The following is a 16,806-nucleotide window of genomic DNA, read 5'->3' on the forward strand; positions in this document are numbered from 1 at the left end:
GTCTCCAGTCGCTTCTGGATACTGTTTAAGAATAAAACCCCCGCAGCCCATGGCCGTGGGGGTTTCATTTTTTGCGACACGTGTGCATTTCCACTCAACGCACCTGAAAATAGTTATAGATGGTTTCCGCCAACGCGTCCGACACGCCATCAACCGCTTTCAGATCCGACAGGTTCGCCCGGCTTACGGCCTTGGCACTGCCAAAATGCGTCAGCAATGCCTTCTTGCGCCGTGCGCCTACACCGGGGATTTCATCCAACGGGTTAGCGACCAGAGACTTTGCCCGCTTGGCTCGATGAGTTCCGATTGCAAAGCGGTGTGCCTCGTCCCGCATGCGCTGAATGAAGTAGAGCACCGGATCATTTCGCTGCAGCGCAAACGCATTCTCGCCGGGACGGTAAAACTCTTCCTTGCCGTGATCCCGGTCCACGCCTTTTGCCACGCCGATCATCGGGATGTCCTGCACACCGTGTTCTTCCATGATCTCAGCAACAGCAGAAACCTGCCCCGCGCCCCCATCGATCAGCAACAGATCAGGCCACATGCCTTTTTGACGGTCAGGATCTTCTTTAAGCAGACGCGAAAACCGGCGGTTCAGCACCGCCTTCATCATGCCAAAGTCATCCCCCGCGATGGTCTCGCCATCCTTGATGTTGAACTTACGGTAGGCGTTCTTCATGAACCCCTCCGGTCCCATGACAATCATTCCGCCCACGGCATTGGTGCCCTGAATGTGAGAGTTGTCGTAGACCTCGATCCGGTTCGGCGGCCCTTCCAGACCAAAGGCATCCGCAATACCGCGCAACAGCTTCGCCTGTGTCGCGCTTTCGGCCATCCGGCGCGCGAGACTTTCGCGGGCGTTGCGTACGGCAGAGGCCACAAGCTCGGTTTTCTCCCCTCTTTGTGGGATCAGGATTTCAACCTTGCGCCCAGCCTTATCGCCCAAAGCAGCGGCCATCAGATCCGCGTTCTCAATATCGTCGGACAAGATCAACTGACGCGGCACATCCTTGTTGTCATAGAACTGGCCGATAAAGGCCTCCATGACCTCTGCCGCGGACATGTCATCCGCCACACGCGGATAAAAATCCTGATTGCCCCAGTTCTGATTGGCGCGAATAAAGAACACCTGCACGCAAGCCAGCCCGTTTTCCAAATGCAGGCCAATGATATCCGCCTCCGCAACCCCACGCGGGTTGATACCCTGAGCCGACTGCACCTGAGTAAGCGCCTTGATCCGATCCCTGAGGGCCGCCGCGCGTTCGTATTCCATCGCCTCGGAGGCGGCCATCATCTGCGCGCCCAGTTCCTCTTGAATCTTGGTGGAGCGCCCGGCAAGGAACCGCTCTGCGTCGCGCACACTGTCGGAATAGTCGTCATGCGAGATCAGCCCCACACAGGGCCCCGAACAGCGTTTGATCTGGTACTGGAGACAGGGCCGCGTGCGGTTCTCAAACATCGTGTCCGAGCAGTTGCGCAGCAAAAACGCCTTTTGCAACTGGTTCAGCGTTCTGTTCACCGCGCTGGCACTTGCGAAAGGCCCAAAATAGCTGCCCTTCTCCTTGCGGGCCCCGCGGTGTTTTTTCAGCTGCGGGTAGGCATGGTTCTTCCCAACAAGAATGTTGGGAAAACTCTTATCATCACGCAGCAACACGTTGTACTTGGGCTTCAGCTGTTTGATCAGGTTTTGTTCAAGCAGCAGCGCCTCAGTCTCCGTCCGTGTGGTCAGAAACATCATGCGGGTGGTTTGCGAGATCATTTTCTCGATGCGCGGCGTGTGGCCCGGGCGCGTGTAATTCGACACCCGCGCCCGCAGGTTGCGTGCCTTGCCCACATAGAGAACACGGCTCTCATGATCGAGCATGCGATACACGCCGGGCGAGGAGTCGAGCGTCTTCAGATAGTCCTGAATTACACCGTAGCCGGTGCGCGGCGTCTCGGACTGGCCGGGCGATTCTGCGCTGGGGTCACTCATGTTCTCTGACATATGATTCTGAGGGGTTTGCTGCAATCTTCAGACAGGGATTTCAAGCTGTGATGAATCCACCATTCTTGTGGATAACTGTGCGGGTAACTTTGGGCTTGTTGGAATTTTACCTTTATATATCGCGACTTCGCAGATTTGCCTAAAAATTAAGCGATGCCGCAAATGGCTGATTTTTCTTACATTTTCCCCGCACCCATTCCAAATCATTGAAAACAATGAGGTTTTTGTAACGCTCATGTGAAGGATCTGTGACGGGTGCATAAGTCGCGGCTCACGTTGCACTTTTGTACTTTGACGACACCTGTTTTGACCGTCGCCAACACTACTCTGGAAGAAGGGTATCAGGCGTTTGCCATGCCAAATGTTGACCGCCATCCACGCAAATCAACTGCCCGGTGACAGCGGGAGAGGCGACCAGATAGCGCAGAGCCGCAGTGATGTCATTTTCCCCTGCTCCACGCAGCAACGGCGTCGATGCACGTTGAGCTGAAAAGTCAGATGCGCTCTGGCGTGGCCCTTGAAGCGTCGGACCCGGACCAATCGCGTTGACCCGGATTTTAGGAGCCAAGGCCTGCGCCGCCGTCTGCGTCAGTGTCCAAAGCGCGGATTTTGCTAAGGTATAACTCATGAAATCGGGGGTGAGCTTTTGGACCCGTTGATCCACCATGTTCACCGCAACAGCCGCAGCGAGCGGCTCACCGGAATTGTCCCTCAGATCTGGCAGAGACTGTGCAGCCAGCGCCTGTATCAGCACGACCGGTGCGCGAAGATTGCTCTGCAGGTGTCGATCCCAACTTTGTCGGGTCACGGTTCCCAACGCGTCCGGCTCAAAGATGGAGGCATTGTTCACCAGACATGTGATATGCCCACCAAGAGCCTCTGCTGCACGCGGCAGCAATGTCTCGGTTTCCTCATCTTGCAGCAAATCTGCCCGAAGCGCCACGGCATTGCGTCCAAGGCTACGGATCTGAGCCACCACATCCTCGGCGTCTCGTTCGGAGGATGCATAGTGGACGGCCACATCATAGCCGTCCTGTGCCAATGCCAATGCCATCGCTCGACCCAGGCGCTTGCCCGCGCCGGTCACCAATGCCCGCATCTCTGTCCCCTTTATCTTTGTGTCTTGCACAAAGACTTAGAGCAGTGACCACACATAGACCACATAAAGAGCCGTCAATGCGATGCCCCAAATACGCGTAATGTCCTGACGGAAGAACACGAAGGGAATAATCAGCAGCGAAGCCGCCAGCATCACCCACAGATCGAAATGCAGGAACGCCGGATCAACTGTGATAGGCCCGATAAAGGTGGTGATGCCAATGATCGCTAGAAGGTTGAACATGTTCGACCCGATCACATTGCCCAGCGCCACATCCGCTTGTCGACGCATGGCCGCAACCAATGTCGTTGCGAGTTCAGGCAGCGAGGTGCCGAGTGCCACAAGTGTGAGGCCAATCACGGTCTCTGAGAGGCCATACATACGCGCAATGATGGTCGCGTTCTCCACCAGAAGTTCCGCCCCCAGAGGCAGACCGATGAGACCCAGCACCAAATAGATCCCGATACGCCAATACGGCATATTCGGATCTGCTTCGTCGATGTCTTCCAGCTCGTCCTCTTCCCCCGCTGCGCGGTGCGCCTTGGCTTCGCGAAAGGCCGTAAACAGCACGCCAAACAGCGCAAGCAGCAGGATCAGACCGGACACCCACGTAAAGGTTCCGACAAAGGCGAGTGCAATGAACAATACGGAAGCCGCAACCATGAAGATGTAGTTCTTCCGGCTGTCACATTCACTGGTGTGCAACGCGCGCAGCAAAGCAGGCAGGCCCAGAACCAACAGAATATTTGCAGTATTGGACCCGACCACATTGCCCAGCGCGATGCCATCGGCATTTTCATGCACCGCTTGTATTGCGATCAACAGCTCGGGCGCGGAGGTGCCAAAGGCCACGATGGTCAAGCTCACGATCAGCGCAGGAATACCCACCCGCAGACTGAGGTTCACAGCGCCGCGCACCAGCGCGTCACCGGCCAGTAACAGGATCACCAGGCCTAGGGCAGAAAACAGCCAGGGCATCATGTTTTTGGACCTCCTCGTCCACAGTCACAGGCGCCTCTGCCAATTTTGAAACGTCCACAGGACGGGCAGCGGGCCGAATTGAGTTTCTTTTGTCCCGGAAAACGCAAACGTCCAAACATGGCGAGGACAGCCATGGCCACCAGAAACAGAGAGACGATCTTTAGGATCACGTCACAGGCCAAAACGCGCAAACTGCGCGCGCTCCTCCACCGCAGCCAGCGCGTCTTCGGCCATCGAGAGGCCAAATCGGCTTAAAAACGGCTTCTTCACGCCATAGCGGCGCAGGCGGACTTTCTTTCCAAATCTCTCTTGCAGCACCGGCTTCAGATGCCCGATCCCATCTATGAGCCCCAGCCCAATAGCCCGGCGTGCCAGCCAAACCTCACCGGTAAAGAGTTTCTCATCACTCGTGAGCTTGGTGCCGCGCCGCTCAGTGACATGATCAATGAAGTTGGCATGTATATCGTTCAAAAGCACCTTCAGGCGTGCAACATCGCCTTCGTTTTCCGGGCGGAATGGATCGAGCATGCTCTTGCTTTCACCGGCCGTATGTACACGGCGCTCAAACCCCTGCCGCGCCAAAAAGATATGCGCACCAAAACCGGAGGAGATAACCCCGATAGAGCCAACGACCGAGCTTGCATCGGCAAAAATCTCGTCTGCTGCTGCCGCAAGCCAATATCCGCCAGAAGCCGCAACATCCTCGACAAACGCAAAAACAGGAACGTCGTGTTCTTCGGCGAGACGGCGAATACGGGCACCGATCAGGGCGCTTTGCACCGGGCTTCCACCAGGAGAATTGATCTCTAGTGCGACAGCTTGTGGCTTGCCTTTCTTGAAGGCGCGCTCCAGCACCGGAGCAAGCGTTGTGTCGTTCAGACTTCCGCGACCTGCCATGCCAATGGCTCCGGACAGGCGCACTACCGCCACAAGAGGCGGGCGTTTTTTGAAGGGCAATCGAACACTCATGGCGCCGATGTAGAATGCCCACCCCCCGGAAACAAGGTATCGGCATAGAGGAATTGTTGCGATGTTACGTTTGCAGCCCTCCGGAGGGTAAAAATGCAACGTAATCCTCGTTCAATTCAGGTCACAATATCTGCGTTCTTATGCAACCGCGCCGCCCCCTCAGTGGGGGGGGCGGCGCTCGGCCCAACGGGCAGGGCGGCATTTACAATGCAGTTCTGCCGGGCGGGAGATCACCCGGCAATCCTCACGAGCGCAGGCGCCAGCCAGTCCGGAATATCCAGCCGATAACCGCCAAGCACAGACCCGTGAACACCGCAATCGCCAACAAGCTGAAGCCGACCGGGACATCCGACACACCAAAGAAAGACCAGCGGAACCCTGAAATCAAATAAACGACAGGATTAAACAGGGTGATTGTCTGCCAGATTGGCGGCAACATCGAAATCGAGTAAAATGACCCCCCAAGAAAAATCAGCGGCGTGATGATCAGAAGCGGCACCAGTTGCAACTGCTCAAAATTCTTCGCCCAGATCCCGATGATAAACCCCAAGAGCGCGAAGCTGATACAGGTCAGCACCAAAAAGAGCAGCATCGCGAGTGGATGCGCAATGGTGATGTCGACGAACAGATGCGCCGTGGCAAGAATGACCACCCCGATAAACAACGCTTTGGTCGCGGCTGCGCCCACATACCCAAGCACGATTTCCAAAAAGTTCACCGGAGCCGACAGCAACTCGTAAACTGTACCGATAAACTTTGGAAAATAGATCCCGAAAGACGCGTTAGAGATACCCTGCGTGATCACGCTGAGCATGATAAGTCCCGGCACGATAAACGCCCCATAAGACACGCCCTCTACCTGATCTATGCGGCTGCCGATGGCGGCCCCAAACACCACAAAATAGAGCGAGGTCGATAAGACCGGTGACAGAAAACTCTGTGCAAGAGTTCGAAAAAAGCGCGCCATTTCAAATTTGTATATGGCAGATACGGCCGTCCAGTTCATGCATCTTCTCCCGAAACAAGGCCGACAAAAATGTCCTCAAGGCTTGATTGCCGCGTCGACACATCCGAAAGCACCAGTCCCGCAGCCGCCACATCGTTCAGCAGCGTGGTGATACCGGTGCGCTCGGCCTTCACGTCATAGGTATAGATCAGGGAGTGCCCGTCCTCGCCCAGACGCAACTCATGCTGATCCAAAGCCTCCGGTACAGTCGCAACCGGATCGACAAGGAACACCTGCAATTCCTTTTTGCCCATCCGCGCCATCAGGTCGGATTTTTCTTCCACTAGCAGGATCTCTCCCCCAGCAATAACTCCAACGCGGTCGGCCATTGCCTCCGCTTCTTCAATGTAATGAGTGGTGAGGATGATGGTGACACCGCTTTCCCGCAGTTCACGCACAACGTCCCACATGTCTTTGCGCAATTCTACGTCGACACCCGCGGTAGGCTCATCGAGGAACAGCACACGCGGCTCATGGCTCAGCGCCTTGGCGATAAGCACACGGCGCTTCATACCACCAGATAGTTCCTTGATTTGACTAGAGCGCTTGTCCCAGAGCGAGAGTTTCTTGAGGATGTCGTCAATCAGCGCGTCATTTCTCGGTTTACCAAACAGTCCGCGCGAGAACCGGACCGAATTCATCACCGTTTCAAACGGTTCCAAATTGATCTCCTGCGGCACCAAACCAATCATCGCCCGCGCCGCGCGATACTCCCGTTCGATACAGTGCCCCCCCACGGTGACAGAGCCGGAGGTCGCGGTGGTAATCCCGCAGATTGTTGAGATGAGAGTCGTTTTCCCAGCGCCATTGGGACCAAGAAGTGCGAGAATCTCGCCTTCCGCAATCTCAAGGTTAACGCCTTTCAACGCCTCAAACCCGCCTGCATAGGATTTACGCAGGTCAGTTATGGACAGGATGGTGCTCATGCGGCCTCCACTTCGGATCGTGCTCGAATACGGGCAATCAAAGCATGAACCATTTTGTTCACGCTTTGTATTACTGGTAACGCTCACGTGAGCAAACCACCACCCCCATCGCCGCGCATTCCACTGTGCATTGACGCAGCCTTGAACTCAATGCGGCGCTACCTTCTGCATAAACGAACGCGCGTAAAGGGATCGCAGATTTAGGCGCTCTCGTCCGGGGTTCCGCCCAACAATTTTCTGAACCAGCCCTTTGGCTTAGCATCGCCAGCGTCGGCATCCGGTGCCTCGGCTTCACCCTCTGGTGGTGCTGGCGCAAGTGCATCTTGGAGGTTCGTAAAGAACTGATCTGCCATCTTCTTGGCAAAACCGTCGATAATCCGACTGCCAAGCTGCGCCAGTTTCCCACCAACTTTCGCCTCAACGTCATAAGAAAGCAGAGTGCCGGTATCACTGGGTGTCAGCGTCACCTCGGCGCCGCCTTTGGCAAAACCAGCAGCGCCCCCTTTCCCCTCGCCAGTAATGGTCAGCTTCTCACCCGGCACCATATCAGAGAGCGTCACCTTGCCGGTGAAGGTTGCCTTTACCGGACCAACCTTCTGGGTCACCTTCGCCTCAAATCCCTCTTCCGGTGAGCCGGTGACTTCTTGCGCGCCGGGAACGCAGGCCTTCAGCACTTCAGGATTGAGCAGGGCCGCGTAAACACTCGCCGGATCTGCCGCAATTTCTTTTTGATCACTCATCTGCATGGCGTAACTCCCTTTGCTCTGCACCTGCGGGCCAAACGGCACATCAGTCTCCACCTAGCCGGAAATTTGTCGCGCTGCCAAGAACCTCTTGCCGCGATCCACATCGACAGCAAAGGGCCGCAACGTGGCGTCATGGCCTGCCACATAGATTGACAGCGCACGCTATGGCCTGCGCGAATGCAATTTACACCCATCAGCACAACAATGAGGGACAGACATGCTCCGTGGGATTCGCATCATCGAAATCGAAGCATTGGGCCCCGCACCATTTGCAGCAATGATGCTTGCTGACTTGGGAGCTGATGTCATTTGCATTCATCGCAAGGAAACCGCCGCACCTCCCGGCATGCCAGAGCGCTCAATTCTGGATCGTGGTAAGAAATCCATCGCGCTTGACCTCAAGAATGCACAAGATCTTCAGATCGCACAGGAATTGATTGCCACCGCAGACGGCCTGATCGAGGGGTTTCGCCCCGGTGTCATGGAGCGTTTGGGGCTCGGCCCCACGCAAATGCATCAGAAAAACCCCAAGCTGATCTATGGCCGGATGACGGGCTGGGGGCAACAAAGCCCTCGCGCGACACAGGCTGGGCATGATCTGAACTATATTGCCCTGTCCGGGGCACTCTGGTCAGCCTCAGCCCCGAACGATACGCCCCTGACGCCACCGACCCTCGTAGGAGATATCGGTGGCGGCGCGCTCTACCTCGTCGCAGGGCTGCTGGCGGGGCTCTTGCGCGCCGCACAAACCGGCGTGGGCACCGTGGTCGACGCGGCAATCTATGATGGGTCTGCGCATATGATGAACCTGCTTATGGCGCTACGCCAAGCGGGTGGATTTGGAGAAACACGCGGGGAAAACCTGCTGGACGGCCCGCATTGGAGCCGAACCTATCTCTGCAAAGGTGGAGGATATATCGCGGTCCAGTGTTTTGAGCCCAAATTCTACGCCATCTTCCTTGCGAAACTGGGCCTTGGCGACGATCCTGATTTCCTTCACCAATTCGACAAAACACTCTGGCCTGAACTCACAGCCCGCCTGTCAGGCCGCTTTGCAGAGCACCCGCGCGAATACTGGGCAGACATGTTCAACGACTGTGACGCCTGCGTAACGGCCGTTCTTTCCCCGGCAGAAGCTGCGCAAGATGCAATGAACAGCCGCAAAACATGGCTTACACAGGATGGCCATCTTCAGGCTGCTCCCGCGCCGCGCTTTGATGGTAAAACCCGCCCGGTCGGGACATCGCCATACCGCGATCAGCATCGCGCGCATATTCTCGCAGACCTCGCTGATCGCCTCACATCATCTTCTAACCAGAAATATCCCGGGGGCGTTTGAGGGGGCAGAGCCCCCTCATCATAGCAAAGCTGAAACGGCATTTGATCGGGCCAAGCCAGATTACCCCGTGGCCCCCGCGCGAACTGTGTCAATCATAAGCTGAACATTGTCAGGGTTGGCATCCGGCGTGATCCCGTGGCCCAAGTTGAAAATATGTGGCCCTTTTGAGAACGCCTGCACGATCCGGCGTGTATCCGCGACCAGCTCTTCGCCGCCAGTCACCATATGGCGCGACGCAAGATTGCCTTGCACGCAACCATCCACCTGCACCTGCGCCGCCGCCCATTCCGGATCAACAGAATTGTCGAGTGCCACGCAATCCACACCGGTCGCCTTATGGAAGCCTACATATTTCTCTCCGGCCTCACGTGGAAAACCGATGACCGGAATACCGGGATGGCGTGCCTTCAGTGCCGCTGTGATTTCACGCGCAGGCTCCAGCGCGTATTTTTCAAATGCGTGGCCTTTGAGCGATCCAGCCCAGCTGTCAAAGATCTTCACGACCTCTGCGCCCGCTTCAATCTGCGCCGAAAGGTAGTGAATAGTGGCTTCGGTGATACGCGCCAAGAGAGCCTCAAAAAGAGCGGTATTTTCCTGCATCAATGCGTGTGCAGGACCCTGATCCGGTGTCCCGCGTCCCGCGATCATGTAGGTCGCCACGGTCCACGGCGCCCCCGCAAACCCAATCAGCGTGGTCTCAGAGGGGAGCGCCCGCGACAGAATGCGCACCGTCTCGTAAATCGGGTTCAAGGTCTCATGCACGTCGCTGGCGGGGCCAAGCTTGGCAAAATCCGCCTCCGTCGTGATGGTGGACAGGCGCGGCCCTTCACCGGTGACGAACCACAACTCCGCACCCAGCGCCTGCGGCACCAGAAGAATATCGGCAAACAGGATCGCCGCGTCAAAACCGTAGCGACGGATGGGCTGCAACGTCACCTCAGCGGCCAGTTCCGGGTTGTAGCACAGGCTCAGGAAATCGCCGGCCTGCGCCCGTGTTGCGCGATATTCGGGCAGGTAGCGACCCGCCTGCCGCATCATCCAAATCGGTGGCACAGCCTGTGTTTCGCCTGCCAATGCGCGAAGGATCGTCTTTTTCTGGCCCATGCTCTGCCCCTTTAATTGCGGTCACTCTGAGGTCTAGCCTCAGCGGCAAATTGTCAAGGCTTGCCCGCCCGCACAGACTGGCGCTTGCCACGGCATAATGTCGCGACTAATCCTGTGCCCCATGACCTTGACCCTGCCCTCTCCCGCTTCGCCCCTGAAGATCGGCACCCGCGGCTCTCCGCTGGCGCTCGCTCAGGCTTATGAGACCCGCGACCGGCTGGCCCGCGCCTTTGAGCTGGAGCCCACGGCCTTTGATATCGTGGTGATCAAGACCACCGGCGACAACCGCGCCATGATCGACGCGGATCGCCCGCTGAAAGAGATCGGCAACAAGGGGCTGTTCACCAAGGAGATCGAAGAGGCTCTGACCTCCGGCGGCATCGACCTCGCGGTGCATTCGATGAAGGATATGCCTACCGAGCAGCCCGAAGGGCTGATGCTGGATTGCTACCTGCCGCGCGAAGATGTCCGCGACGCGTTTGTCTCCCCCCAGATCCGTGCGATTGCCGATTTGCCGGAGGGCGCGATCGTGGGCACCTCCTCCCTGCGCCGGCGCGCGCAACTGCTGCACCGGCGCCCGGATTTGCAGGTGGTGGAGTTCCGGGGCAACGTCCAGACCCGCCTGCAAAAGCTCCAAGATGGCGTGGCCAGCGCCACCTTCCTCGCCATGGCCGGGCTGCGTCGCCTCAACATGGCCGAGGAGGTTCCCGCCACGCCCATCGCGCCCGAGGACATGCTGCCTGCGGTGGCCCAAGGCGCAATCGGCATCGAACGCCGCAGCGACGACACAACCGCGGCCGCCATGCTGGAGGCCATCCACCACGCCGAGACCAGCCTGCGCCTCGCGGCCGAGCGCGCGTTTCTGGCCGCGCTGGATGGATCCTGCGAAACGCCGATTGCCGCGCTGGCCGACCTCTCCGGCGGCACCTTGCAGCTGCGCGGCCAAATTCTACGCCCCGACGGATCAGAGGCGCTGGCGGATCAGCAAAGCTGCGCGATCGAGGACGGTGCCGAACTCGGTCGCCGCATGGGCGAGGCTCTGCGCGCGCGGGCGGGAGAAGGGTTTTTCAGCCACTGACCGACGGGCCCGCGCTCGCGCGGTTGCGACTGTCAGAGCCGGTCGCAACCTGCGTGACGCCACGCCCCGATTGACGCAAGGCCCGTTACGCTGCCAGCCTGAGACGACAGGATCAGGCGGCGGGGAGGGCGCATGATGACACCGAGCAAGGCCTATCTCAGCAGCGACGACATTCGCCCGCTTGCTGCGCGATCAGACCTGATGGGCGCGTGGCTGGTGCTGCATTGCTGGGGCGTGATTGCGGCGGCGGTGGCGCTGTTTGCACTCTGGCCCAACCTCCTGACGGCGCTTATTGCCGTGATGCTCATCGGCTCGCGCCAGTTGGGACTGGCCATCCTGATGCATGAGGCCGCGCATAATGCGCTGTTCAAATCCCGCAGGCTGAATGATCGCATCGGGCAATGGTTCTGCGCGCGTCCGATCCTGGCCGACCTGCCGGCCTATCGCCACTATCATCTGACCCATCACCGCTATACCCAGACCGACAAGGACCCGGATTTGGCGCTGTCGCTGGCCTTCCCGACCACACGCGCCTCCCTCAAGCGCAAGTTCACCCGCGACCTCACGGGCCAAACCGGTCTCAAGCAGCTCTTTGGCCAGATCCGCATGTCCCTCGTTCTGGCCGGTGATCACGAGGCGATGGAAGCCGCCTCGGGCGATTTTGCGCAGACGTTCAAGAGCCCGCGCCTGCTGCCCGCCCTGCCATTGTTCCTGCTGCCGATGCTGGTCATGAGCCTGCTGGGCAGCTGGTGGTGGGGGCTGGCCTTCTGGCTCCTGCCCTATCTGACATGGTTCCAGTTCGTCGTGCGCCTGCGCAATATCGCCGAACATGGCGCGGTGGAGCGCTCGGAAAACCCGTTCCAGAACGTGCGCACCACCTATGCCGGCCCGCTGGCCCGTGCCCTGGTCGCACCCTATTGGGTCAACTATCACCTCGAACACCACATGGTCATGCATGTCCCCTGCTGGCAGCTCCCAAAGATGCACGCTCTTTTACTGGCGAAAGGATACGGCGCGCGCATGCGTGTGGCAAAAAGCTATGGACAGGCCCTGATCGAAGCGGGCTGGCACCGCCGTGGCACCTGACCACACCGCCACTGCTCCCGCACCGGGCAAGGGGGCACTCCCGCCCCTTTGCGGGTGAGACAAGTCTCCCCCAAAAGCGTTGGGCCCGGCAGGGGCAGCGCCGAAGGCGCTGCCCCTGCCCCCCGGCGATCCGCGCAAGCGGAGCGCAAAACCTCTTGCACCGCGCCTGGATCAGCCCTCCGCCTCTGCCGTGGGCACCTCCACCGGCAGGTATTTCCGATACCCAAGCCATTGGAGCCAGTTCTCCGCGCTGCCCGCAAAGGCGTTCAAGTCCACATTTCCCTCGATGCCGGGAACAGAGCCTGTGCCCGTGTATTGCCAGAACACCCAGTGCGCGCCGGGATAGACCTGTTCCGGATGCCCGGCGACCGACCGCAGCCAAAAATCCACCCCCTGAAGCTGCCCAATCCCGGTGTCGCGATAGAAATCCACCGTGGTATACACCACCGGCCTGCGACCATAGTGCTGCTCGATCTTCTGGATGAAGCGTTCCGCCTCATGCCGCGCCTCGGCCCCGGACGGGCGGCGTTTACAGCTCGGCGAGGCATGGTTCCACTCGATGTCCAGCACCGGTGGCAGGCTGCCCGCCTCCTTGGGCACATTGCGGATGAACCAGCGCGCCTGCTCTTCCGGGCTGCGACAAAAATAATAGAAATGATAGGCTCCGCGTCGCAGACCTGCACGCCGTGCCGCGCGCCAGTTGGACTTGAACTCCGGGTCCAGGTGATCGCCCCCTTCCGTGGCCTTGATCCATGCAAAGGACACGCCCGCCGCGCCCACCTGACGCCAGTCGATATCGCCCTGATAGCGTGCCACATCGATGCCATGGATCGGATAGCCCCATGGCGTGCCCCCGTCCCAGTCGTGGGGGTCATTGTCGCCGTATTTCGGATAGGTCGCGAGCGCCGCATAGGCACGCGCAAATGCGGGGTCTATCACCCGCTCGACCTCCCCCTCCAGAGGCGGCGGCGGCACCGGCTCCCGCGTTGCACTGCCGCAGGCGGCCAGCGCCGCGAGCATCCCCAAACCAATCAGTTGATGAAATTTCATATCTACCTGCCAAAGAAAACTGCCTGCCTCCATAGAGCCGGAGACAGGCAGATCCTTCAATGCAGAATGCCGAATAGGGTCCGCTTTCCCGCGCGCTGAGCGGGTTTACACCGATGCGACAGTCACACCCATTTCGCGAGCGGCGGCAGGCTCATCAACACCGCATTGGCGTCATGCCCGGTCTCCAGACCAAACTTGGTGCCGCGATCATAAACGAGGTTGTATTCCGCATAGAGCCCGCGGTGAATGAGCTGCGCGTCTTTGTCCGCCTCAGAGCAAGTCTGCACTCGCCGTTTTTCCACCAGAGGTACAAAGGCAGGCAGGAAGGCACGGCCAATGTCCTGGATCAGCGCAAAATCCGCCGCCCAGTCGCCGGTGTTGTGATCGTCCAGAAAAATGCCGCCAACACCGCGCGCGCGACCGCGATGCGGGATGAAGAAATACTCATCCGCCCAGGCCTTCAGCCGGGGGTAGAGGTCGCCGCCATGCGGGTCGAGATGCGCTTGCTGCACGCCGTGGAAATGTGCCGTGTCCTCGTCGTACTCGATACAGGGGTTGAGGTCAGACCCGCCCCCGAACCACCAGCCATGCGGCGTCCAGAACATGCGCGTGTTCATATGCACCGCCGGCACATGCGGGTTGCGCATATGCGCCACCAGCGAAATGCCCGAGGCCCAGAACCGCGGATCTTCCTTCATGCCCGGTAGTCCCTTGCGGGCCGCCATCGCGTTTTGCGCGCGTTCGCCAAGTGTACCGTAGACCTCGGAAATATTGACGCCGACCTTTTCAAAAACGCGGCCGCCGCGCATGACGCTCATCAGGCCACCGCCCGCGTCAGAGCCATCTTCCGCCGTGCGCTTGGTCTCGCTCACGTCAAACCGACCCGCCTCCATATCGGCAAAGGGACCGTCTGCATGGCTGTCCTCCAGCCCCTCAAAAGCTGCAACGATCTGATCGCGCAGCTCCCGGAACCATGCTGCCGCGCGCGCTTTTTCTGCGCGCATCTCTGTCGCACTCTCTGCCATCCGGGCCTCCTGAGTCAGATCGTAATTCGGGCGTGTCGCCTCAATGCACCGGCGCGGTGACGGGATCAAGCAGCGTGCGCCCACCATCCAGCGTCAACACCTGCCCGGTCATAAATCCCGAGGCCTCAGACGCCAGAAACTGCGCCGTCTCGGTCAGTTCGGTGGGCGGTGCGATCCGGTTCAGGGGCGTGTGCTCCTCAATGTCCTGCCGCAGGGAGCGGTTGTCCTTGAGCGTGGCCTGCATCGATGCACTCATCACAGAGCCGAAAGCGATGGAGTTCACCCGAATCTTATGCGGCGCCAGCGACACCGCCAGCGAGCGTGTCATCTGGTCCAGCGCAGCCGAGGTCACGGAGTACCCCATCAGATCCGGGTGGGTGCGCCGGGCGGCAATTGACGACAGGTTGATGATGGCGCCATTTGCGCCTTCGTCGTCGCGTTCCTCGCCCTGGCGGATCATCCGCTTGGCCACATGCTGCGACAGGCGCAATGTCGACATCAGGTTCTGGTGCAACAGAAATTCGACACTCTCATCATCTGGGTTGAGTGGCTCACTGGGCACAACCTTGCGCGCCCCATTGACCAGAATGTCGATCTGATCGAAGGCATCAATGGTGGCCGATAAAAGGTTGGCAATGGTCAGGCGCTCTCGCAGATCCCCGGCGAAATGGCGGATATTGCCATCTTCGACGTCACTGCCCAGTTCCTGCAGGAGTGCGGCCTCATCATGGTCCACGAACATAACATTCGCGCCTTCGCGCGCGAACTGTCGACCAATCGCCAAACCAATGCCATTTGCGGCACCAGTTACGATGGCGGTCTTGCCAGAGATGGAAAAACTCATGGGATAAAGATCCTTGCTTGCGTCAGGCGATGCGCCTGTTCCTTGGGCCAGGTTTCAGAACAAAAAGCACCCAAGTTGGTGCGCGTGTTGTCGCGACGATAGCCCGAAGGATTTGAGATTTGAACAGGTTTTGCGGCCTTGCCGTGAGGGCAGGCCCTAGCGGCTGCGGCGTGGGCGAGCGGCATGCAGAATCTTGAAACGATTGTCTCCTGCAACCTCAGTGAGCGACGCAAATGCCTCGTTCAGTGGCGTCTCATACGGAAGATGCCGATTAGCCACCAACCAAAGCTGGCCTGCCGGTTTCAGCAACCGCGCCGCATTGGCGATAAACGCCTGTCCCAGCGCAGGCTCGGCGGCGCGACCGGTGTGGAATGGCGGGTTCATGACAACCGCATCCAGACTGCCTTTCACATCCCACTGGCGTGCATCCGCCCAGTGAAACTGCGCGCGTGTATCATCCACATTGCGACGTGCGCAGGTCAGCGCGATATGATCTGCTTCCACCAGATGCAGCGTCTCCACGGTGTCGCGACAAAGAATCTGCGCAGAAAGATAGCCCCAACCAGCTCCTAGGTCCGCAACCTCTTTACCGAGCTTGGCCGGAAGCGCCTGAGCCAATAGCGCCGATGCAGGATCAATACCATCTGCAGAAAATACACCCGGCGCGGTGACAAAGCCGCCAGAAACTTCCTGCGCCCCCAAGATCCAGTCAGACAGATCCAAACCTCCCTCAATGCAAAAAGCCTTGCCATGTGCCTTTGACGTGGCTGCAGAGGGCGTGGTTCGCTTTTTCAGCTCTTTCAGGAGGGAATCGATACCGTCGGTTTTGGCACCATCAATCAGTACCGGACCTTGGGTTGCAGCAACCGCCTGCGCCACAAGCTGCCTCGCAAGCGGTTTGGCACGCGGAATGAACACAACCGCCGCAGCATAGGTCGCCCCTGCCTCCGCCTCTGCCACACAGGTCAAACCGCGCGCGGTCCAATAGTCATTTTCCGGCTTCAGCGGCTGGATCACCTCTAGCTGCCCCTGAGGCAGAGCCGAGAGGTCATGGCCCTCACGCGGAAGAAAAACAGCGATTCGCCCCGTTTCAGGAACGGCGAAATCGCCTGAATGAACCGCGAGGCTCAGGCGTTGAGACATCTTGAGAGACCTTTCCAGAACCAACCCGCTATGATCGGGTCAGTCGTCTTTTTCCATGGTGCATTGCAGAGGATGCTGGTGGCGACGCGCGTAATCCATCACCTGCGCCACTTTGGTTTCAGCAACTTCGTGGCTGAAAACACCAACAACGGCGAGACCCTTTTTATGCACTGTCAGCATGATTTCAAAGGCTTGCGCATGGTTGAGCCCAAAGAACCGCTCCAGCACGATGACCACAAACTCCATCGGTGTGTAGTCATCGTTTAACAGCAGCACCTTGTAGCGCGGCGGCCGTTGCGTACGCGGGCGGGTTTTGGTCAGAACACCAAGGTCGCTCTCGTCATCCGGATTGTCCGACATCATTACGGGGTGCTTTAGCATGGGATCAAAATTTTCCAGTCGTGCATCTGCGTTCGTCACCGG

16 protein-coding genes are annotated in these 16,806 nt (G+C 58.9%); 3 read left to right on the forward strand and 13 right to left on the reverse strand.

Annotated features, from left to right (window positions below; all coding sequences use genetic code 11):
* Window positions 1-94: 94 nt before the first annotated feature.
* The 7 genes from uvrC to QNI81_RS11685 form a co-directional block, all read right to left on the reverse strand.
* Window positions 95-1,975 carry an excinuclease ABC subunit UvrC gene (uvrC, locus tag QNI81_RS11655; RefSeq protein WP_404976724.1) on the reverse strand — a complete coding sequence of 627 codons (1,881 nt, stop codon included), beginning with the start codon at window positions 1,973-1,975 and terminating at the stop codon, window positions 95-97.
* Window positions 1,976-2,309: 334 nt separating this feature from the next.
* Entirely contained in the window at window positions 2,310-3,086 is a 777-nt protein-coding gene (locus QNI81_RS11660) for an SDR family oxidoreductase (protein WP_283966599.1), read from the reverse strand.
* 36 nt (window positions 3,087-3,122) lie between these two features.
* A complete protein-coding gene (locus QNI81_RS11665) occupies window positions 3,123-4,067 on the reverse strand; it encodes a calcium/sodium antiporter (RefSeq protein WP_005614283.1) in 945 nt (314 codons plus the stop codon).
* Window positions 4,068-4,238: 171 nt separating this feature from the next.
* Window positions 4,239-5,036, reverse strand: a complete 798-nt coding sequence (locus tag QNI81_RS11670; protein ID WP_283966600.1) for a S49 family peptidase — start codon at window positions 5,034-5,036, stop codon at window positions 4,239-4,241.
* A gap of 244 nt (window positions 5,037-5,280) precedes the next feature.
* Window positions 5,281-6,042: an ABC transporter permease gene (locus tag QNI81_RS11675; RefSeq protein ID WP_005614286.1), complete on the reverse strand. Its 762-nt coding sequence runs from the start codon at window positions 6,040-6,042 to the stop codon at window positions 5,281-5,283.
* Window positions 6,039-6,968 (reverse strand): ABC transporter ATP-binding protein, encoded by a 930-nt coding sequence (locus QNI81_RS11680; RefSeq protein ID WP_009177590.1) that lies wholly within the window; start codon window positions 6,966-6,968, stop codon window positions 6,039-6,041. Before QNI81_RS11680 ends, QNI81_RS11675 begins: the two co-directional genes overlap by 4 nt.
* Window positions 6,969-7,168: 200 nt before the next feature.
* On the reverse strand, window positions 7,169-7,714 hold the full coding sequence (locus QNI81_RS11685; protein ID WP_283966601.1) for an SRPBCC family protein: 546 nt from the start codon (window positions 7,712-7,714) through the stop codon (window positions 7,169-7,171).
* 217 nt (window positions 7,715-7,931) lie between these two features.
* Between QNI81_RS11685 and QNI81_RS11690 the strand changes: the two genes are divergently transcribed.
* Complete coding sequence (locus QNI81_RS11690; protein WP_283966602.1) at window positions 7,932-9,053, forward strand: CaiB/BaiF CoA transferase family protein; 1,122 nt, start codon at window positions 7,932-7,934, stop codon at window positions 9,051-9,053.
* Between the two features lie 60 nt (window positions 9,054-9,113).
* On the opposite strand, the gene hemE is transcribed toward QNI81_RS11690, so the two are convergent.
* A complete protein-coding gene (hemE, locus tag QNI81_RS11695; protein ID WP_283966603.1) occupies window positions 9,114-10,157 on the reverse strand; it encodes a uroporphyrinogen decarboxylase in 1,044 nt (347 codons plus the stop codon).
* Between the two features lie 121 nt (window positions 10,158-10,278).
* Between hemE and hemC the strand changes: the two genes are divergently transcribed.
* A complete protein-coding gene (hemC, locus tag QNI81_RS11700) occupies window positions 10,279-11,235 on the forward strand; it encodes a hydroxymethylbilane synthase (RefSeq protein ID WP_283966604.1) in 957 nt (318 codons plus the stop codon).
* A gap of 135 nt (window positions 11,236-11,370) precedes the next feature.
* Window positions 11,371-12,321, forward strand: a complete 951-nt coding sequence (locus QNI81_RS11705) for a fatty acid desaturase family protein (RefSeq protein ID WP_283967886.1) — start codon at window positions 11,371-11,373, stop codon at window positions 12,319-12,321.
* Window positions 12,322-12,492: 171 nt separating this feature from the next.
* On the opposite strand, the gene QNI81_RS11710 is transcribed toward QNI81_RS11705, so the two are convergent.
* The 5 genes from QNI81_RS11710 to clpS form a co-directional block, all read right to left on the reverse strand.
* A complete protein-coding gene (locus tag QNI81_RS11710) occupies window positions 12,493-13,371 on the reverse strand; it encodes a glycoside hydrolase family 25 protein (protein ID WP_283966605.1) in 879 nt (292 codons plus the stop codon).
* A 122-nt stretch (window positions 13,372-13,493) separates the two neighbouring features.
* Window positions 13,494-14,396: an oxygen-dependent coproporphyrinogen oxidase gene (gene hemF / locus QNI81_RS11715; protein WP_283966606.1), complete on the reverse strand. Its 903-nt coding sequence runs from the start codon at window positions 14,394-14,396 to the stop codon at window positions 13,494-13,496.
* 40 nt (window positions 14,397-14,436) lie between these two features.
* A complete protein-coding gene (locus tag QNI81_RS11720; protein ID WP_009177899.1) occupies window positions 14,437-15,240 on the reverse strand; it encodes an SDR family NAD(P)-dependent oxidoreductase in 804 nt (267 codons plus the stop codon).
* A gap of 156 nt (window positions 15,241-15,396) precedes the next feature.
* Window positions 15,397-16,383: a class I SAM-dependent methyltransferase gene (locus QNI81_RS11725; RefSeq protein WP_283966607.1), complete on the reverse strand. Its 987-nt coding sequence runs from the start codon at window positions 16,381-16,383 to the stop codon at window positions 15,397-15,399.
* A gap of 39 nt (window positions 16,384-16,422) precedes the next feature.
* Window positions 16,423-16,764: an ATP-dependent Clp protease adapter ClpS gene (clpS, locus tag QNI81_RS11730; RefSeq protein WP_172599694.1), complete on the reverse strand. Its 342-nt coding sequence runs from the start codon at window positions 16,762-16,764 to the stop codon at window positions 16,423-16,425.
* Window positions 16,765-16,806: the final 42 nt, after the last annotated feature.

Origin of the sequence: Tritonibacter sp. AK171 (assembly GCF_030127025.1) — a bacterium.
GTDB classification, from domain to species: Bacteria; Pseudomonadota; Alphaproteobacteria; order Rhodobacterales; family Rhodobacteraceae; genus Epibacterium; species Epibacterium mobile.